16 protein-coding genes and 1 pseudogene are annotated in these 18,407 nt (G+C 60.4%); 8 read left to right on the top strand and 9 right to left on the bottom strand.

The genetic code is table 11. The features are described 5' to 3' along the window. Both ACIOWE_RS10990 and ACIOWE_RS10985 read right to left on the bottom strand, forming a co-directional pair. Positions 1-515, bottom strand: a pseudogene (locus tag ACIOWE_RS10990) (hypothetical protein); the annotation flags it as partial. A 243-nt stretch (positions 516-758) separates the two neighbouring features. Next, the gene (locus ACIOWE_RS10985) at positions 759-2,438 is read right to left on the bottom strand and encodes an MFS transporter (protein WP_201238362.1); all 1,680 of its coding nucleotides are present in this window, start codon (positions 2,436-2,438) and stop codon (positions 759-761) included. A 264-nt stretch (positions 2,439-2,702) separates the two neighbouring features. Between ACIOWE_RS10985 and ACIOWE_RS10980 the strand changes: the two genes are divergently transcribed. From ACIOWE_RS10980 to ACIOWE_RS10965, 4 genes are read left to right on the top strand one after another with little or no spacing between them, the layout of a single operon-like run. Next, positions 2,703-3,824, top strand: coding sequence for an AAA family ATPase (locus ACIOWE_RS10980; protein ID WP_401390897.1), 1,122 nt, complete (start codon positions 2,703-2,705; stop codon positions 3,822-3,824). Continuing rightward, positions 3,821-4,255, top strand: coding sequence for a hypothetical protein (locus tag ACIOWE_RS10975; protein WP_401390894.1), 435 nt, complete (start codon positions 3,821-3,823; stop codon positions 4,253-4,255). Before ACIOWE_RS10980 ends, ACIOWE_RS10975 begins: the two co-directional genes overlap by 4 nt. Beyond that, positions 4,255-6,075 carry a hypothetical protein gene (locus ACIOWE_RS10970; protein WP_401390892.1) on the top strand — a complete coding sequence of 607 codons (1,821 nt, stop codon included), beginning with the start codon at positions 4,255-4,257 and terminating at the stop codon, positions 6,073-6,075. The genes ACIOWE_RS10975 and ACIOWE_RS10970 overlap by 1 nt, the downstream gene beginning before the upstream one ends. Next, complete coding sequence (locus ACIOWE_RS10965; RefSeq protein ID WP_401390889.1) at positions 6,068-8,968, top strand: bpX6 domain-containing protein; 2,901 nt, start codon at positions 6,068-6,070, stop codon at positions 8,966-8,968. Before ACIOWE_RS10970 ends, ACIOWE_RS10965 begins: the two co-directional genes overlap by 8 nt. 14 nt (positions 8,969-8,982) lie before the next feature. Here ACIOWE_RS10965 and phnE read toward each other — a convergent pair whose 3' ends face one another. The 5 genes from phnE to ACIOWE_RS10940 all read right to left on the bottom strand — a co-directional run bounded on the left by phnE (position 8,983) and on the right by ACIOWE_RS10940 (position 13,012). Then, the gene (gene phnE, locus ACIOWE_RS10960; RefSeq protein ID WP_401390887.1) at positions 8,983-9,750 is read right to left on the bottom strand and encodes a phosphonate ABC transporter, permease protein PhnE; all 768 of its coding nucleotides are present in this window, start codon (positions 9,748-9,750) and stop codon (positions 8,983-8,985) included. Then, entirely contained in the window at positions 9,747-10,571 is an 825-nt protein-coding gene (locus ACIOWE_RS10955; protein WP_201238357.1) for an ABC transporter permease, read from the bottom strand. Before ACIOWE_RS10955 ends, phnE begins: the two co-directional genes overlap by 4 nt. Next, entirely contained in the window at positions 10,565-11,362 is a 798-nt protein-coding gene (locus ACIOWE_RS10950) for a phosphonate ABC transporter ATP-binding protein (protein ID WP_401390883.1), read from the bottom strand. Before ACIOWE_RS10950 ends, ACIOWE_RS10955 begins: the two co-directional genes overlap by 7 nt. Further along, entirely contained in the window at positions 11,359-12,222 is an 864-nt protein-coding gene (locus ACIOWE_RS10945) for a putative selenate ABC transporter substrate-binding protein (RefSeq protein ID WP_401390881.1), read from the bottom strand. The genes ACIOWE_RS10950 and ACIOWE_RS10945 overlap by 4 nt, the downstream gene beginning before the upstream one ends. 172 nt (positions 12,223-12,394) lie before the next feature. After that, on the bottom strand, positions 12,395-13,012 hold the full coding sequence (locus ACIOWE_RS10940; RefSeq protein ID WP_401390878.1) for a LysE family translocator: 618 nt from the start codon (positions 13,010-13,012) through the stop codon (positions 12,395-12,397). A 113-nt stretch (positions 13,013-13,125) separates the two neighbouring features. On the opposite strand from ACIOWE_RS10940, the gene ACIOWE_RS10935 reads away from it, so the two are divergent. Next, complete coding sequence (locus ACIOWE_RS10935; RefSeq protein WP_401390875.1) at positions 13,126-13,578, top strand: Lrp/AsnC family transcriptional regulator; 453 nt, start codon at positions 13,126-13,128, stop codon at positions 13,576-13,578. 108 nt (positions 13,579-13,686) lie between these two features. On the opposite strand, the gene ACIOWE_RS10930 is transcribed toward ACIOWE_RS10935, so the two are convergent. Next, positions 13,687-14,088 carry a RidA family protein gene (locus ACIOWE_RS10930; RefSeq protein ID WP_401390872.1) on the bottom strand — a complete coding sequence of 134 codons (402 nt, stop codon included), beginning with the start codon at positions 14,086-14,088 and terminating at the stop codon, positions 13,687-13,689. Positions 14,089-14,201: 113 nt separating this feature from the next. Between ACIOWE_RS10930 and ACIOWE_RS10925 the strand changes: the two genes are divergently transcribed. Further along, positions 14,202-15,095 carry a LysR substrate-binding domain-containing protein gene (locus ACIOWE_RS10925; RefSeq protein ID WP_401390869.1) on the top strand — a complete coding sequence of 298 codons (894 nt, stop codon included), beginning with the start codon at positions 14,202-14,204 and terminating at the stop codon, positions 15,093-15,095. 118 nt (positions 15,096-15,213) lie between these two features. After that, a complete protein-coding gene (locus tag ACIOWE_RS10920) occupies positions 15,214-16,374 on the top strand; it encodes a radical SAM/SPASM domain-containing protein (RefSeq protein WP_401390866.1) in 1,161 nt (386 codons plus the stop codon). Positions 16,375-16,381: 7 nt separating this feature from the next. Here the strand turns inward: ACIOWE_RS10920 and ACIOWE_RS10915 are convergent, their stop codons facing one another. Next, positions 16,382-17,242, bottom strand: a complete 861-nt coding sequence (locus ACIOWE_RS10915) for a LysR substrate-binding domain-containing protein (RefSeq protein WP_401390863.1) — start codon at positions 17,240-17,242, stop codon at positions 16,382-16,384. Between the two features lie 111 nt (positions 17,243-17,353). On the opposite strand from ACIOWE_RS10915, the gene ACIOWE_RS10910 reads away from it, so the two are divergent. After that, positions 17,354-18,406, top strand: coding sequence for an agmatine/peptidylarginine deiminase (locus tag ACIOWE_RS10910; RefSeq protein ID WP_401390860.1), 1,053 nt, complete (start codon positions 17,354-17,356; stop codon positions 18,404-18,406). Position 18,407 lies beyond the last annotated feature (1 nt).

Genomic DNA, 18,407 nt, shown 5'->3' with positions numbered 1-18,407 from the left:
TAGGACACGCAGACATCGGCGCTGACGAAATCCGCACCGACACCGTTCTTGATCACGTCGGGCAGCAGCAGTTTGAGTTCGGAGTGGCCACCGGAGGCGTCGTACTTGTCCTTGAGGCCTGGACGGATCTTGTTGTAGAGGATGGTGAGCGGTGGGTCGAGGGTGCCCCTGTTTTGGCTGCCTCGCGTGATGGTGTAGTAGAGCTCGTTGACCCGATTCGGAAGCAGCCGCCCCTTGGGAATGCGCAATCTGGTGCGCACGTCCGGATCTTCAATGGTTTTACTGTCCAGTGCGGCCAGCTCGTCCTTGAGCCGAAGCTCCATGACATCCCCGGGTTCCATGGTGCCAGACAATGGCGGATCGACAAGGACAACAGCGCCTTCACCGTCAGTGACCAGGTCGTAGGCTACCAGTGGCACGCCGATGTTTGCGCCGACCACGGGCTCGGTCTGGCCGGTGACTTGGGGTGGGCTCAGGGCGAGAACGGTGTTGTCTGCTGGGGTTGAGGTGGTCATGAATCAAGCTCCTGTGGCATGGCAACGGGCAGGAGCTATCAAAGCGCTAAATGAGGATTTGCGCACCTGTCAGATCTGACAGGTGGCGACGGATGGTAGCGGCGGTGGCGAAAGTGCCACGCCCACCGGTTGATCGCATTCTGTATTTGTAGGAGCTGCCGCAGGCTGCGATCTTTTGATCCTGGCTTTAAAAACAAGATCAATAGATCGCAGCCTGCGTCAGCTCCTACAGGGGCATCGGGTTCAGTCCTTGAGGATGTCGCGGTCCTTGGTTTCCGGCAGGAAGAATGTTCCGAGAATCGCCGTCATCACCGCGATCACGATCGGGTACCACAGCCCGTAATAGATGTCTCCGGTGGCCGCGACCATGGCAAAAGCCACCGTCGGCAGGAAGCCGCCGAACCAGCCGTTGCCGATGTGATAAGGCAGTGACATCGAGGTGTAGCGGATACGGGTCGGGAACAGCTCGACCAGCCACGCCGCAATAGGCCCGTAAACCATGGTCACGTAGATCACCAGGATGGTCAGCAGGAGCAGCACCATCGGGTAGTTGGTTTTCGCCGGGTCAGCCTTTTCCGGATACCCGGCGTCCTTCAGTGCAGTACCCAGGGTGGCGGTGAAGGCGTCGTTGCGGGTCTTGAAGTCAGCGGCGGGCAGGGCGCTGCCCTCGAAGCTTTCGACGACTTTGTCGCCGATGCGCACTTGCGCGACGGTGCCCGGTTCGGCGATCACGTTCTCATAAGGGATCGCCCGTTTCGCCAACAGGGTTTTCGCCAGGTCGCAGGAACTGGTGAATTTGGCCTTGCCCACCGGGTCGAACTGGAACGAGCACTGATCGGGATTGGCGATCACCTTGACCGGGTTTTTCTCCTGGGCGATGAACACGTCGGGGTTACCGTACTGGGTCAGCGCATGGAAGATCGGAAAATAGGTCAGCGCCGCCAGCATGCACCCGACCATGATGATCGGCTTGCGTCCGATGCGGTCGGAGAGGCTGCCGAAGATCACGAAGAACGGCGTACCGATCAGCAGCGAACCGGCGATCAGCAGGTTGGCGGTCTGCGGGTCGATCTTCAGCGTCTGCAACAGGAAGAACAGCGCGTAGAACTGCCCGGTGTACCAGACCACTGCTTGCCCGGCCGTACCGCCGAGCAACGACATGATCACCACTTTAAGGTTGTCCCAGCGCGCGAAGGATTCAGTCAGCGGCGCCTTCGACGCCTTGCCTTCGGCCTTCATTTTCTGGAACACCGGCGACTCGCTCAGTTGCAGGCGGATGTACACCGAGACGATCAGCAGCAGGATCGACAGCAGAAACGGAATCCGCCAGCCCCAGGCTTCGAACGCTTCGGTGCCCAGCGCGGTGCGGCAAGCGAGAATCACCAGCAGCGACAGAAACAGGCCGAGGGTCGCGGTGGTTTGAATCCACGAAGTGAAAAAGCCGCGCTTGTTGCGGGGGGCATGCTCAGCCACATAAGTTGCGGCGCCGCCATACTCACCGCCCAGCGCCAGACCTTGCAGCAAGCGCAGAGTGATCAGAATGACCGGCGCGGCAACGCCGATGGTCGCGTAGCCGGGCAGCAAACCGACGATTGCCGTCGAGACACCCATGATGACGATGGTGATCAGGAAGGTGTGTTTGCGCCCGATCATGTCGCCGAGTCGGCCGAACACGATCGCACCGAACGGCCGCACCGCGAAGCCCGCTGCGAACGCCAACAGGGCAAAAATGAACGCGGTGGTTTCGTTGACACCGGCGAAGAAGTGCTTGGCAATGATCGCCGCCAGTGAGCCGTAGAGGTAAAAGTCGTACCACTCGAACACCGTGCCCAACGATGAAGCGAAGATGACCTTGCGCTCCTCCTTGGTGATGCCGCCGCTGCGCGGTGGGCTGCCGGTGGATGCTGTGTCGATTGTAGCCATGGGTGTTCTCCGTCGTGCTTATTGTTGTAGGCCGGAGTCCCCCGTTACTGCTTATCGCACTCTGGCCTTGTGGCAAATGCCGCCATTGCTCTCGCGTGAATCTTGCACAGTCTGACGACCGCGCATTGCTGTGCGGTTTCCTCAAGCATAATCAGCTTCTGGCAGATATCCACTCGCCAGCAGCGTCGACTAAAGATCAGCTGTCGGCGGCCGATAGCAGCCGATCAGCCACCCTTCAAAAAACCAATTTCAGGGAAGATGTCCATGAACGCTTCATTACAGAGCGCTGCCGCGCAAATCCGTCAGGCCGTGCGGGTCGCCACCGAAGGTCTGGTGGGACGTGAGCAGTTGGCCGAGCTGATCGTGCTGGCCGCTGTGGCGCAGGAGCACATTCTGGTCATCGGCCCACCCGGTACGGCGAAAAGCGCGGTGGTGCGGCGCGTGGCGCAATCGATGGGCGGGCGCTACTTCGAATACCTGCTGGGGCGCTTCACCGAGCCCTCGGAACTGTTTGGCGCGGTCGACCTGAAAAAGCTGCGCGAAGGCACGGTGGAAACCGACGTCAGCGGCATGCTGCCGGAAGCCGATATCGTCTTTCTCGATGAGGTTTTCCTCGGTTCGACGGCCATCCTCAATACCTTGCTCGGCGTGCTTAACGAACGCCGCTTCCGCCGTGGCCACACGCAGATCCAGTGCCCGTTGCGGGTGTGCGTCGGCGCCTCCAATGGCCTGCCCGATGATGAAGCGCTGGCGGCATTCGGTGACCGTTTCCTGCTGCATCTGTTTGTCGAGTCGGTGCCGGACAATCAGCTCGAAGCGATGCTCGCCGGTGGCTGGCAGTCCGAGCAGCGACCGGTGCAACAACTGCTGGGCCTGAGCCAACTGGACACCCTCGGCCAGGCTTTGAAAAACGTCGACCTGACGGCCGTTCGCCCGGCATTGGCTCAGGCCATTCGGCGTCTGCGCGAGGCCGGCATTCAGTTGTCGGATCGGCGTATCGTCAAATCACAGCGCCTGATCGCCGCCGCAGCGTTGCTCGGCGGACGTCTGGAGGCCAGCGACGCAGACCTGTGGCCGTTGCTGTATGTACTGCCGACCAAGGAAACCCAGCAACATGGCCGCGAAGTGCTGCGCGAGATCTTCGCGCAGTCCAGCAATAGCCATCTGTTCAGCGCCGTGGAAGAGGCGACCTTGCAACCGATGTCGCGGCTCAGTCGCCTGCTCGAAACCGGTGAGGATTATCTGGCGCGCAGCGAGCCACCGGCGAGTACGTTGCTCGAAGGTCTGTTGCGTGAGATCGATGCCAACTTCAATGATCAGACCATTCCGTCGTCGTTGCAGGACGTGCGCGGTCAGGTGGCGCGTTTGCTGACGTCTGCAGCATGACGATCAAAGCGATGAGTTGGGCCTGGCAGTCACGGCGGACACCGGTCGAACCCCAGGCCGCCGTGGCATGGGGCGACGTTGCGCGGCGCTTGCTCGCTCGGTTGCTGTTGACTCCCGAGGAGCAGGCCGGGCGCTTGCAGGCCACGGCCAATCGCGACGTGTTGGTGGTGACCGGTGTCGCGGCGGATCTGCCGTGGGTCGATGGCGTGGCGTACGCGGCGATGGACGATCGCGCACCGGGGCTGTGGCTGCCGACCAGTTGGGAGCCCGACCGGCCGACAGACCTGCTGGGACAGGCGCTGTCCAGCCGATTCACACGGGCGCCGCTGTTGCTCTGGCGCGAGCCCGCCGCCGTGGTGCCGCTGGATCGTTTGTTGCCGGTGACGACGCAGCATTTGCAGCGCATTGATGCTTATTGGGCGGGCCGCTGATGCAATTACCGGAATCGCTGCAACCCTGGCGCGACTGGCTGCAATGGTTTGCTCCGGAACAACTGCCGCTGTTTGCTGACCTGTTCGGGCGTCTGGATCCGCTGCTCGGTCCGCTGCGTGGCCAACAGCAGGGCGGAGTGCCCGAGCCCGATGGTTTGGCCGATCTGCAACGTCGCGGCCCTTATGAGCGGTTGTTGTCGAGTGAATGGCTGTTGGCGGACGAGGTGCCTGACGAGTTTCTGCGCCGGGCGGTGGTGGGCGAGCATTTGTTTCTCGCGCCCCAATATCGCTCGCATCAGGCCAGCCGCTTGATGGTGGTGTTGTTCGATGCCGGGCCGTTGCAACTGGGCGCTGCGCGTCTGCTGCACATGGCCTTGCTGATCCTCCTTGCACGTCGCGCCAGAGACGCCGGCGCCGAGCTGCGCTGGGGCATTTTGCAGCAGATGCCGGAACTGCATGCGCTCGACAGCGCTGCACAACTTAAAGGCTTGCTCAGTGCCCACACCTTCAAAACCGTCGACGCCGGGCACTGGCAGGCCTGGCGTGACGGCTTGAAGGCGCAACCGGAGCCCGTCGGCGAATGCTGGCTGGTGGGCCAGCGCTTGCCCGTGACCGAGGGCCTGTCCTGCACCCATCGCGTGCAGGTATCGCGCAGCCTCGATGGGTGCAGTCTGTTGGTCGATCTGCAAGCGGCGGACTCCCGGCGTGTGACCTTGCCGATGCCCGACGAGCGCCTGGCCTTGCAGTTGCTCAAAGGCCATTTCGAAGGCGAAGTGGTGGCGACCGCGCCTGCCGCCAAAGGATGCGTTCCGCGTGTTTCGCTGACCTTGCCGCCAGTGGTTTCCAGCACGGGCACCCATGTCGCCATGAAAATGCTCGATGAACCGGGCATGGTGGTGATCAAGCTGCCGGCGCAAAACCAGAAGAAGTCAATCGAGGTGCGCCGCAATCTGTGGGCTGTCGGGCAAACACCGCTGGCGCCGACGTTCTTTGGTAGAGCCTTGGGTGCGGTTCTCAGTGACCAGTGGAAATTGTCGTTCTGGAACATGCCAGGCCTTAAACCGGTCGACAAACCTTGCCCCGAAGAGCTGAAACTGCCGCCGGGCACCGCCACTTTTCTCTCGGTAGTCGGATTACGCAATCACTCGAGCGGCCGCTTGTTTTTGCTTGACGCCCAGGGGCATCTGGCGTTCTGGATGGTGGCGACCGGGCGCTCACCCGCCAAGCCGATACCCCGCCATACTCATCACCTGGCGAATAATGTCGTGGGTCTGGCCAAGACTTACGGCAGCACGGCGACTTATGTGCGCCGCGAAGGTAATCGCTTGCACGCACATACGGTTGACGCTGACGGCGAGGTCTCGGCTGCAGTTGACGTAGGTCTGGCCGAGCACATCAGTGAGGTGCTGTTTGTCGGCGGGCGGCGCAGGTATCTCGATGGCTGTGCGTTGCTGACTATGAAAAACGACGAGTGCCAGAGCTGGCGCGTGGTGTCGGCGGACGGCTCTGCTTTCGAAACGCAAAGAATTGACCTGGCCCCAGGCTGGAAAGGTATAGGCCTGCTGAAACAGGAAAATGAGCCCTATTCCCTTCTGTTACTCGGTCGGCAGGCAGTAGCCATCCATTACGAAGGCGAGCAACGCGTGTTGTTCACCACTACCGATACCATCGCCAAATCAAGCTTTTGCCCCATGAGTGGCGTGCTCGCCGTGCTGACCAGCAGCCGCGAATTGCTGGTGTATTCGGTGCCGCAGCGCCTGATGCGCCTGCAAGTATTCTGCAACGATCAGCCGTACAAGAAGGAAGGCAGCGATGCTTGAGCATGACACAGCATTGATCCGCCGCCCGCTGTTGACCGGTCATCAGCACATTGAAGGCCTGTGGTTTGCCGCCGATCGTTTCGACCAAAGCGAACGCGCCCGGCAGCTTCTCGAACACTGGCAAACCGAGGCCCGGGCCTACCGTTTCGCCGACGGCGATTTGTTGCGCTTTCGCCAGCCCGTCGCCGTGCAATGCGAGGCGTTGACCGGTTGGCCGCTGATTCGCCAGGGCAACGCACTGTGTTCGGCGCTGCTCGATCCGCAGGAAATGCGCAACCTGCCGGTTGCCGACCTGTGGCTGGTGCGCGGCAGTCACGTCAGTGCCCGGTATTTGCGCGATGCCGTGACCCTTGCACCGGGTGACTGGCTCGACATCAATGGCCTCACCTTGCTCGACACCTATGACTGTCGCAACGTTCTGCCGGAGCCAGTGCTTGAGCCCGTAGCCGTGGTCACCGACGTCCGGGACATTCTCGGCGACGCGTTGCGTCCGGTCAGCCCGGAGCAGGCACAGGTCATGAAAGCCTTGCTGGAGCGTCAGCAAAAAGCCGTGAAGGAGCCGGTCCATCAAGCCGTTACGGCGAAAGAAACGGGTTGGACGCAATCGGCCGATACGCCTTTGCCGTGGCTGAAGCTCAGTGTGACCCTGGTGATTCTGATCGCGGTTTTCTGGATGGGATCGCAGGGGCAAAATCCTGGCCTGCAAGGCTTGCCAGCGAAGACAGCGACGCCGGTATCGGTGCAAATCAGCGGCATCGTGGTCGGCACGTTGATCGGTGGCATTGCCCTGACCCTGATATTGGCCGGGCTGCGCCACGTGTTGCGCCGGCCAGTGCCGGTGCAGCCTTCGGTTCCCCGTGCCGCCGAACCCGGCATCGACGCCCGCGCCACACCGGCCCAACCCAAGCCGTCGCGCTGGCGACGCTGGGTGACTCGCCTGACTGAAAATTCGCGTTTGTCAGCCCTGTATGGCAAGCGTCAGGCCGCCTACATGCGGCGCATGCTCGAGATGTTCGAGGACGGCGATTTCGAAGAAGCGCTGCGTCACGCGATTCCATTGGGCAGCGACCAGAGCAGCGGCGAGCAGTCGTTCGGTACGCCGCAGCGACGTCAGGATCTGATGATCGACCACCGCCGTGGGCCTACGCGTTCGATCCGATTTGAACACGACATGGAATTACATCTGCGGCAGATCTACCGGCAGACCTTTGAGCGCCTTGATCGCGCGGGTCGCATCGAGGAAGCAGTCTTCGTGCTCGCCGAACTGCTGAAGGTGCGTCAGGAGTCGCTCGACTATCTGGAGAAGCACGGCCGCCTGCAACAAGCCGCCGACCTCGCGTTGGCCTGGGATATGCCGTCCGCGATGATCGTGCGTCTGCTGTGTCTGGCCGATAACTGGCAGCGCGCCTTGCTGGTCGCCCGACGTGACGACGCGTTTGCGGCCGCCGTGACATTGCTGCAAGGCAAGTGGCCGGAGAGCGCCGACCGTTTGCGTCTGGAGTGGGCAGAATCGTTGACCCGCAAAGGCCTCTGGCTGCAAGCCGTCGAAGTGATCTGGCCACTGAGCGCAGAGCGCGAACGCGCCGCCCGGTGGCTGCTGGATGCCGAAGCGGCGGGCGGCACGCTGGCGTTGGGCGCATTGGTCAAACGGGCGGCGCTGTTGCCCGATACCTTGCAGGCGTATGCCGAGTGGGTCGAGCAACTGCGCGATGATCCGGCGCGTCATGCCGAGCGCGGCGCATTGGCGGAGATTTTGTTGCAGCACAAGACTCACGTGAATGCACTGGCATGGCTGGCTGCTGCGATCGTGCACGCGGTGCTGGCCGACCAGATCGACGGCCATGGGCGCTTGTCGCATCTGCAATTGCAGGCACTGGTCAGCATGAGCAAGGACAAGCTGTTGCAGGCCGATCTGCCGGGAGCGTTGCCGACACTCGCCGCGAAGGTGCCGCTGTCGAAGGTGGCTGAGCCAATTGAATGGACAGCTCCGTTCATGGGCAACCGCAAGATTCTCGACGCGGTGCCGCTGGAGGAGGGGCGTTACTTGCTCGCGTTGGGCGAGGCGGGGGCGGTGGTCATCGATACGCACGGCCAGACCCTGTGCCATTTCCCGGTGCCGGCACACAACATCGTCTTGGCTCATGACCGCCAGGTCGTGTTGGTGCTGGCCCGGCGCGATGATGTCTGGCGCATCAGCAAGCTCGATCTGGTCACGCGCAACGCGACGGATCTCGGTGTGCAGATGTTCGATGTGTTCGCCCGGTCATTCGATGGTCTGACCTGGACCATTGGCCGGGGTCGGCAGGTGCGGGTGGTGGATGTCGATCATGGGTTCGAAACGCTGTGGCATGTCAGCGATTTGCCGGGTCAGGTCTGCGGCATGAAAGATGATGCGCAAAACGAACTGTTGTGGCTGACTCATCCGGACCAGGGCTTGTACCTGTGGCATTACCGCTTGCCCGAGCGTCGATTGATCACTCGGGATTTGATGCCGGCCGTGCCAGTGGGCAGTTTCCAGGTGCTCGACACCGATGGTCGAGTACTCGGCGCACAACTCAAACTGGCCGACAATGAAGACCCTGTGCTGGTGGTGGAATGGATCGGCGGGCGCAGGGGCTATCGGTTGCCGGGGCTGGGTGGCGAAGAATTCGATTCGCTTGACGTGTATTTGCATGGCCAATGGATGCTGATCCGTTACCTGATCAATGATCAGGAGATGCGCTTGCATTTCATTCATCGCGACAGCGACCAACTCTGCGCCACGTTGCAATGGCCTGTGCACGGTGCGCAGGTACGCTGTGTGGGGGCCGATTACTTGCTCTTCGATCACCACGGGCGTTTCAGTCATATCAACGTCGACGCGGCCACCCAACACAATCTCTCGCTGAACTGACCGAACCGGGCCGCCTACGCTTTGACCCAGCGCTGGCGGCTCCAGGCACTCAACCAGTCCACCGCAAACACCAGCACCAGCATTGCCAGAATCACCGTACTGGCCTGCGCTTCCTGAAACAGGCTCAGGCTCACATACAACATCTGCCCCAATCCGCCCGCACCAACGAAACCCAATACGCTGGCCATGCGGATATTGTTTTCCCAGCGGTACAAAACGTAGGCGAGCAGTTGCGGGGCTAGGTTAGGCAGGGTGCCATAGCAGAACGCGAGAACCGGGTGGCCGCCCTGCAAACGGATCGCCTCGGCCGGTTGTGGCGGGGTGTTTTCCAGCGCTTCGGCAAACAACCGGCCAAGCACGCCAGTGGTATGCAGGGCGAGGGCGAGCGTGCCAGCGTTGGGGCCGAGGCCGGCGGCGAGTACCATCAGCGCCGCCCAGACCAGTTCCGGAATCGCCCGCAGGCCGTTCAGCAGCAAGCGCGATGTACTTTGCAGCGGCCAGCCGAAACGCCCGGCAGCGGGCAGGGCGAGGACGATGCCGAACAGCGCCGCGAGCAAAGTACCCAAGGCTGACATGGCTAACGTTTCCAGCGAACCGTGGAAAATCGCTTTCAGGTAATCGGCGCTCAAGTCCGGGCTGAGAAAACGCTGCACATACGCGCCCATCTGCTTGAGGCTGGTGGCACTGCCCAGCTCACCAAGATCAAGGCTCAGATAAGCGAACGAAGCGACAACCGCCAACGCGATGCCGACGATCAGCAACAGATTGATCAGGCGATTCATGCCAGCCTCCAGCGCAGCAGACGGCTGAGTTGATCGGCCGCCAGCACCAGCAGCAGGAAGGTCAGCAGAATGCTCGCGACTTCACCGCCGGCAAACATGCGGATCGACAAGTCGATTTGCTGACCCAGCCCACCGGCCCCGACAAAACCCATCACCACCGAAGCACGGATCGCGCACTCCCAGCGATAGACCGTGTACGACAGCAACTCCGCGCCGACATTGGGCAGAATTCCATAGGCAAAACTGGCCAGTCGACCACTGCCCGATTGCAACAGTGCATGCGCCGGGCGTTGGTCAGTGGATTCAAAAATTTCCGCGTAGACCTTGCCGAGCATGCCGCTGTAGGTGATGGCAATCGCCAGTACACCCGCCGCCGGACCTAGGCCGACTGCGCGCACAAACAACAACGCCCAGACAATCTCCGGCACGCTGCGCAGGAAGATCAACAAGCCGCGCACCGGCCAGCGCAACAAGCGGCCGAGGCGACTCGGCACGCCACCGCGTGAAGCAGCGGACAGCGACAAGGCGCGACTGGCGAGCAGGCCGGCAGGGACGGCCAGCAGCAGCGCCAACGCCATGCCGGCGGTGGCGATTGCCAGGGTCTGCAAGGTTGCTTTAAGCAGCAACTGCACGAAGGCTTCGTCGTGCGCCGGTGGCCAGAACTGCGCGACGAAGCGGCCCATTTCATTCTGGCTGTCGGGCAGCAATACGCGCAGATCCAGTTCGCTGAGCTGAATGCCCGGCCACAGTAAAACGATGGCCAGCAGCGTCAGCAGCAATCGTGGCCAGGCGGCGGGATCGCGTGAATCGACTCTCAGCATCGTGGGATCTGCACAGTCAAAGGCGCGAGCGCAGCGGCCGGCGATTGCAGTTTTTCGTTGGCGTACAACGCATCGAGCATTTCATGGCTGACGTGATCGGCCGGGCTGTCGAACAGAATCTGCCCGTCACGCAAACCGATGATGCGCGGGAAGTGCGACAGCGCGAGATCCACCGCGTGCAGGCTGGCCACCAGGGTGACGTTATGCTCGCGCGCATGGCGCGAAAGGATCGACAGCGTGTGCCCGGCCATGACCGGGTCCATCGCCGACACCGGTTCGTCGGCCAACAGAATTTCCGGTGCCTGATACAACACGCGGGCGATGCCGACACGCTGCAACTGGCCACCGGACAACTGCTGGCAGTGGGCGAACAGTTTGTCGCCCAGATCAAGGCGTGCCAGCGCTGCACGAGCGCCGGGCACGTCAAGCGGGTGCAGCAGGTTCAGCAGACTTTTGCCCAGACTCCATTGCCCGAGTTTGCCGGCGAGCACCGCCGTCACCACGCGCTGGCGCAACGGCAACGGCGGAGCCTGATGTACCAGGCCGATTCGTGCGCGCAGGCGTTGCCGCTGGCGGGCGGACAAGTGCCAGGCGCGTTCGCCCAGCACCTCGACCTCACCGCTGCTCGGGCGCAGGGCGGTGGCCAGCAGATTGAGCAATGTCGATTTACCGGCCCCGGACGGGCCGATGATCGCGACCTGTTCGCCACCGCCAATCTGCAAGTCGATGCCGCGAAGCGCATCGACTCCATTGGCGTGGCGCAGGCTGCATTGGGTAAGCCGAAGGGTCATTTCAGCAGATCGGCAGCGCGGGCGGCTTCCTCGATGCCCTTGTAGTTTTCAGGCTTGGTGTCGATGAAGCGGGTAGCCGCTTGCAGATCGAGGATCTTCTTCTGCTCTGGGTTGGCCGGGTCGAGATCGAGGAAGGCTTTTTTGATCTTCGCCGCCAGCGCCGGATCGAGCGTGCCGCGTACGGTCCAGTTGTAATCGAAGTAGGTCGGGGTGGTGGCGAAGACTTTGACCTTGTTGGTGTCGACCTTGCCGGCATCCACCAGTTTCTGCCAGACACTGGCGTTCAATACGCCGGCATCGACCTTGCCCGCCTGCACCCAGGCAACGGTGGCGTCATGGGCACCGGAGTAGGCGACGCGGCTGAAATACGCTTCAGGCTTGATACCGTCATTTTTCAGCATGAAGTAGCGCGGCATCAGGCTGCCCGAAGTCGACGACACGGAGCCGAAGGCGAAAGTCTTGCCTTTCAGATCCGCGAGGCTATGCACATTCGGGTCGGCGGTGATGAACTTGCTGGTGAACTGCGCATCCTGTTCACGCTGCACCAGCGGGATCACCGGAGTCGTGGCATCGGTCTTCAAGCGTGCCTGAACAAACGTGAAGCCGCCCAGCCAGGCCATGTCCAGGCGATCGGTCGCCAGCGCTTCAACCACTGCCGGGTAATCGGCCACCGGCACAAACTGCACCTTCATGCCCAATTGCTGTTCCAGATAGGCACCCAGCGGTTCGAACTTGCGCAGCAGTTCGGTCGGGGCTTCATCGGGAATGGCGCTGACCTTCAATACGTCTGCGGCTTGCGCCCACAGTGCGGAAAAGGACAGGGCCAGGCCGGCCGTCAATGCCAGGGTTTGCTTGAGCATGGAGATCTCCGTTTCATGAGCGTCAATGTCGGTGCGCTTGCGCAGAATAATCAGCGCAGGCGCGCAGTCAGGTTAGACGAAATGGCGAGGTTATACGCAGCCTATGGCTCAAAGACCAGCACAGTGTGCGGCGAAGTTTTACGCCAGGGTTCCCCGGGAGCGGATGCATGGATCAACGCGCTATCTGTTCGATCAACAACAGCGTAGCAATGATGATCATGATCACCCCCGAGAGGCGGCTGACCCATTGCGCGGCGGCGGGACGTGTCTGCAATACGGCGCGAGATCCGAATCCCACCAGCAGATAGACCACCGCGCAACTGAACGCATGCAACAGGCCGAGCGCGATAATTTGCATCGGCACCGGCCACGATGCGTCGGGATCGGTGAATTGCGGCAGCAGTGCCAGGAACAGCAGGAACACTTTTGGGTTGAGGCCGCTGACGCAGGCACCCTTGACGGTCCAGCGTGCCGGCGATTGGGCCGCCTTGGCCTCGGCTACGCGGGGCGCCGAGGGATGCACAAGCATATTCCAGCCCAGCCACAGCAGGTACATCGAGCCGCCGAGGGTGAGCACCGACATTGCCGTCGGATTGCTCGCGATCAGGCCTCCGACGCCAGCAGCGACAATCACGGTGGCGAGCAAGTGGCCCAGCAGTAAACCGGCCACTGCCGGTATCACCACACGGCCGGCCAGGCCTGCCGAGATGGCATAGGCCCAGTCGGCACCGGGGGTGATCACAAACAGAAAAGACACCGCCCAGAAGGCAGCAAGAATACTCAGGGTCATATTTTTCCCGGTTGAAGTGGTTATCAAGTCCGTGAAAAAGAATATTCAAATCGGGCTAGAATCTTTTCCTGTTTATTCCAGTAAAAGCTGTGACTTAGGGGAGAAAGATTCGAATGGATCGGATTGATCAGAAGATTCTTGCCGAGCTTCAAGCGGATGGTCGTTTGTCGATCACCGAACTGGCAGATCGGGTCGGCTTGAGCTTGTCGCCGTGTCATCGGCGAGTCAAAGCACTGGAAGACTCCGGGGTAATTGTCGGCTATCGCGCACAATTGGCGCCGGCGGCCTTGGGGCTGAATTTTTCGGCAATGGTGTTTGTGACCCTGCGTGAAGGCAATCGCCAGGCAGTCGAATCGTTTGAAGAGGCGGTGACGCAAATCGCGCAGATCGTCGAAGCCCAACGCCTGTTCGGCGAACCGGATTATTTGCTCCACGTTGTCGCGCTCGACCTGCCAGCCTTCCAGCAGCTGTACGACGAACGCCTGTCGACGCTGCCCAACGTCCAGCGCCTGACCTCGACGCTGGTGATGAAGCGCGTCATTCAAGACCGCCCATTACCTCTCTGAACTACAAAAATTCCTGTAGGAGCTGCGGCACGCTGCGATCTTTTGATCTTGTTTTTAAAGATCAGAATCAAAAGATCGCAGCCTTCGGCAGCTCCTACAAAAGGGGGATCAATGGGTTTCGGGGCATCTGGCGATGACTTTGATCTCGAAATCGAAGCCATATAACCAGGTCACGCCGACGGCGGTCACGGTCGGATGCGGCGCATCGCCCCAGAACTCCGAAAGCACCAGATTCCATATCGTCTCGAACTTCGACTGCGGATCGACGATGAATATTGTCACGTCGACCACGTCGTCGAAGCTGCTTCCGGCAGCGTTCAGGATCGCATTGAGATTCTGGAAGGCGCGGCGCACCTGAGTTTCCAGATCCGCTTCCGACGTGCCGTCCTCGGTGCTGCCGACTTGACCCGAGACAAACAGAAAGCCATTCGAGCGCACGGCTGGGGAATAGCGGTTGCGCTCGTAAAGTGCTTGGCGGCCAGCTGGAAAAACGACATCGCGCTGAGTCATGAGGGTCTCCATCAGTGAGTTGATGGTGTGACTTTAGGGGCTTGCGCTGAGCGGATAAACGCGCAACCTTGGCGTTCACTGTTTGTGAAATCCAAACAATCGGAGATTGATAAGTGGATCGTTTCGATGCAATGCAGGCTTTTGCGCGGGTGGTCGAGGCGGGGAGTTTCACCAAAGCCGCCGACACCCTGCACATGAGCAAGACCACCGTGACCCAACTCGTCCAGCAACTGGAAGCGCGATTACGGGTCAAGTTGCTTAACCGCACCACGCGCAAGGTCAACGTCACCGCCGACGGCGCGGCATATTACGAACGCGTGATCAAACTGCTGGCCGATATGGATGATGCCGAAACCAGCCTGCCCGGCGTGGCGGCGATCCCCAGCGGACGGTTGCGCGTCGATGTGCCGAGCCCGTTTGCGCGGTTGATTCTGATGCCGGCATTGCCTGAATTTCATGCGCGCTATCCAGAGATTCAGATCGACATGGGCGTCAGCGATCGCATCGTCGACATCATCGATGAGAACGTTGATTGCGTGGTGCGTGGCGGCGAGTTGCTGGACCAGTCACTGATGGCCCGCAAAGTCGCGGATCTGCCGCTGGGCGTGTTTGCCGCCCCCGACTATCTGGCGCGTGCCGGCACTCCGGCACACCCAAAAGAGTTGGAAGATTCACATCATCGGGTCGTTGGGTTCTTGTGGGCGCGCACCGGCAAACCCGTGCCTTATGCCTTGCATAACGCCAGTGAAAACCTGCAGATCAAAGGGCGCCATGTACTGGCGGTGGATGACGGCAATGCCTATCTCGCGGCAGGCCTGGCGGGAATGGGTGTGCTTTGGCTACCCACGTATATGTCCGACGCCCATGTAGCGCGCGGTGAGTTAGTGCCGCTGTTCGAAGATTGGCAGTTGGCGCCGATGCCACTTTATGTGGCGTATCCGCCAAACCGGCATGTGAGTTTGAAGTTGCGAGTGTTTATCGATTGGGTAGTGAAGTTAATGGCGTAAAAAGTGACTGGTGTACTTTTTGCTTGCTCGCTCCGAAGCCGTCAAATAACTAACACTGCTGGCGTCCGCAGACCTGAGGCGTTGACCAGAAAAGCTCTGGGTTCAAGGAATTTCACTCATGAATATGTACATCGATATCGTCGGCGCCTGCAATCTGAGCTGCCCCTCTTGCCCGATGGGAAATTCGGAGAACCTCAATTTCAAGAAATCCATGCAGCTCGACATGTTCCGGGCGATTGTCGAGAAGGCCAAACGTGAAGGCGTTCGCTCCATCTTTCTCTACAACTGGACTGAGCCTCTGGTGCATCCAAAGGTCGGCGAGTTCATCGAGATCATCAATGCGGCGGGCATGAACAGTGGCGTCAGCACTAACCTGAACCTCGCCAAGAACATGGAAAAAGCTTTGTTGGCCGAGCCAGGGTTTTTCCGTATCTCGCTGTCAGGGTTTTACCAGGAGACCTACTCGAAGGGGCATCTTGGGGGCGATATCGAAGTTGTAAAACAGAACATGATCACCCTGAGTGAGCTAGTGCAGCGGCAGGGTCTGAGTACCCAGGTCGAGGTTTATTACCATCGTTATCTGGACAACCTGGAAGAAGAAACGCTGATGCGCGAGTTCAGTGAGCGTCTCGGCTTCGCATTCACTACGGGTTATTCCGTGATGATGCCGCTGGAGAAAGTGCTGGCCATTGTCGAACACGATCCTTCTGTGACCGAAACCGACCACGAAACCCTGAAAAGGCTGGCACTGCCGCCTTACGATGATCTGGTCAATATTGTGCAGCACTTCCACAAGCAAGCGTGCACGCTCAAAGATAACTGGCTGGTGATCGACTGCAACGGCAATACGGTGCTGTGTTGCACGATCTTCAATCAAAGCGAATACCAGGTCGGCAAGTATCTCGACATCGCTGTCGATGAGTTGATGCAGCGTAAAAATACCCAGAAAAACTGCACCGACATGTGCAACCGGTGCGTCAAGAAGGGGATGCACATCTACGCGATGTATCCCGGCAAGGGCGCGCTTGAAAGCCATGCAATCAATCGCATGATCGATTTCCAGCAGCGCAGCATTGCGGGTTTGCCGATTGATAGCAAACAACTCGGCCGGGCCGGTGAAGTCAGTGCCGAAGACTTCGATGAAGATCGATACCTTCAATTGAACGACGATGTCCGGCAGGCAGTTCGCAACGGCTCTTTCTCCAGTGGCTATCAGCATTACGTGCTGTTCGGGCGTCTGGAAGGACGGCTCGGTGCCGGTGTGTTTTCCTTCGTTTAAACGATGATCAGGCTGACTGCAGATGGTCCGACAGCCAAGCGGTAAAACGCTGTGCCAGCGGATCATTCTCACTGTCACGGTGAGTCAATAGCGCCCAGTTCGGACCGCGAATAGTGTCCTCGACCAACGGCAGCAACACGCCGTCAGCCCGCGCCTGACGGCTGAGCAACTGACTCACCAGCGCGATGCCGAGCCCGGAGCAAGCAGCATCCAGCAGCAAGCCCGGATCAGAAAAGTTCAGCCCCTGATCCTGTTGGCCCACATCGATTCCGGCCTCTACCGCCCAATGGCTCCAGTCCATTTCGCGCTCACCATGCAACGTGGTGCGTTGCGCGATGGGCAGTGCCAACACGTTGGGGTGACACGCCGGGTAGAGGCGATCGGTGTGCAGCACTTTGAAGCTGCATTCCGCTTGTGAACTGATGTCATCACGCACCGCCAGATCGATGGTCTGGCTGGCCATGTCCGGCACTTCATCGGTGCTGTAGATCCACAGATCGACCTGCGGATGCTCGCGGCGAAACTCCCCCAGTCGCGGCAACAACCAATGGCGGGCAAACGCCGGCGTGGTGTTGAGCACCAGTTGATTGGGCTTCTGATACTGCCCGAGACGACGAATGCCCACGGCCAATTGTTGCAGCATCGCCTGCGTGGTGCTGAGCAAATCGTGCCCGGCATCGGTGAGCGCCACGCTGCGACCACTGCGGAAAAACAGCGGTTGCTCCAGGTACGCCTCGAGGCTGCGGATCTGCTGACTGATTGCCGACTGCGTGAGGTTCAACTCATCGGCAGCCTTGTGAAAACTGCCCAGCCGGGCGGCGGCTTCAAAGCCACGCAGCGAGCTGAGCGGAGGCCAGTGTTTGAGCATATCGATAAGTTCCTCTAATCAGTTGTGCGCTAAATCCATCGTTTGTTTGCCTGTTTGCGCGTCCGTAGCATGGGCTCAGTGAACACAACAGCTTAACTGACGAGGCATATCATGCAGCACAACGACAACAAAAACAGCGCTTGGATGATGCCGGCGGAATGGGTGACGCACGCGGCGACGTGGATGGTCTGGCCGCATAACGAGGCACTGTGGCAGTCCGGTTGGCGCGTGACCTTGCCGTTGGTACAGAAGGATTTCGCCGGAGTGGCCAATGCCATCGCCCGCTTCGAACCGGTAAAAATGGTCGTCGATCCGTCGGCGATTGCCAGCGCCAAAGCGTTGTGCGGGCCGAACATCGAGCTGATCCCGTTGGCGGTCAACGACAGTTGGTTCCGTGACTCCGGTCCAAGTTTTGTCTGCCATCCGCAACAAGGGCTGGCCGGTGTCAGCTGGCGCTTCAATGCCTGGGGCGGCAAGTCAGCCCATGACCTGGATGAAAGCGTGGCGCGTCGTGCGCTCAATCACCTCGGTCTGGAATGCTTCGGCACGCCGCTGAGCAATGAGGGCGGGGCGATCCACGTTGACGGCGAAGGCACCTTGATCACCACCGAATCGGTGCTGCTCAACCCCAATCGCAACCCGGGCGTGAGCAAAGCCGAGATGGAAGAAATCTTCAGCCGCCTGCTCGGCGTGAAGAAAACCATCTGGCTGCCGGGCGATCCGGACTACGTGACCGGCGACATGACTGACGGCCATGTTGATGGCGTCTGCGCCTTCGCCCGGCCCGGCGTGTTGCTGGTCGATGCGACTCACGCTCAGGGCTCGGTGTACGCCGAAGTGGCGCGGGAAAACCGGCGCGCACTGGAACTGGCGACCGATGCTCGCGGCCGTAAATTCGAACTGATCGAACTGTTCGAAGCCTCCGAAGCGGTCGACAGCGAAGCCGAAGTGTTCTGCGCCTCGTACACCAATTTCTACATCGCCAACGGCGCGATCATCATGCCGGCGTACGGCATCGAGGCCGACACTATTGCCGCAAAAGTGCTGGAACAGGCTTTCCCGGGACGCGAAGTGGTGCCGGTACGCATCAATCATCTGGCCCATGGCGGCGGCGGTGTGCATTGCATCACCCAGCAGCAACCAGCCTGGTCGTTGGAGGGTTGAA

Origin of the sequence: Pseudomonas sp. NPDC087598 (assembly GCF_044743525.1) — a bacterium.
Lineage (GTDB): Bacteria > Pseudomonadota > Gammaproteobacteria > Pseudomonadales > Pseudomonadaceae > Aquipseudomonas.
This window is presented reverse-complemented; position numbering and strand designations above follow the sequence as displayed.

Coding starts and splice junctions, on each gene's coding strand:
- ACIOWE_RS10935 (WP_401390875.1), top strand. CDS start 13,126: ATGGATCGGATTGATCAGAAGATTCTTGCCGAGCTTCAAGCGGATGGT.
- ACIOWE_RS10945 (WP_401390881.1), bottom strand. CDS start 12,222: ATGCTCAAGCAAACCCTGGCATTGACGGCCGGCCTGGCCCTGTCCTTT.
- ACIOWE_RS10975 (WP_401390894.1), top strand. CDS start 3,821: ATGACGATCAAAGCGATGAGTTGGGCCTGGCAGTCACGGCGGACACCG.
- ACIOWE_RS10910 (WP_401390860.1), top strand. CDS start 17,354: ATGCAGCACAACGACAACAAAAACAGCGCTTGGATGATGCCGGCGGAA.
- ACIOWE_RS10940 (WP_401390878.1), bottom strand. CDS start 13,012: ATGACCCTGAGTATTCTTGCTGCCTTCTGGGCGGTGTCTTTTCTGTTT.
- ACIOWE_RS10920 (WP_401390866.1), top strand. CDS start 15,214: ATGAATATGTACATCGATATCGTCGGCGCCTGCAATCTGAGCTGCCCC.
- ACIOWE_RS10915 (WP_401390863.1), bottom strand. CDS start 17,242: ATGCTCAAACACTGGCCTCCGCTCAGCTCGCTGCGTGGCTTTGAAGCC.
- ACIOWE_RS10985 (WP_201238362.1), bottom strand. CDS start 2,438: ATGGCTACAATCGACACAGCATCCACCGGCAGCCCACCGCGCAGCGGC.
- ACIOWE_RS10950 (WP_401390883.1), bottom strand. CDS start 11,362: ATGACCCTTCGGCTTACCCAATGCAGCCTGCGCCACGCCAATGGAGTC.
- phnE (WP_401390887.1), bottom strand. CDS start 9,750: ATGAATCGCCTGATCAATCTGTTGCTGATCGTCGGCATCGCGTTGGCG.
- ACIOWE_RS10970 (WP_401390892.1), top strand. CDS start 4,255: ATGCAATTACCGGAATCGCTGCAACCCTGGCGCGACTGGCTGCAATGG.
- ACIOWE_RS10955 (WP_201238357.1), bottom strand. CDS start 10,571: ATGCTGAGAGTCGATTCACGCGATCCCGCCGCCTGGCCACGATTGCTG.
- ACIOWE_RS10965 (WP_401390889.1), top strand. CDS start 6,068: ATGCTTGAGCATGACACAGCATTGATCCGCCGCCCGCTGTTGACCGGT.
- ACIOWE_RS10930 (WP_401390872.1), bottom strand. CDS start 14,088: ATGACTCAGCGCGATGTCGTTTTTCCAGCTGGCCGCCAAGCACTTTAC.
- ACIOWE_RS10980 (WP_401390897.1), top strand. CDS start 2,703: ATGAACGCTTCATTACAGAGCGCTGCCGCGCAAATCCGTCAGGCCGTG.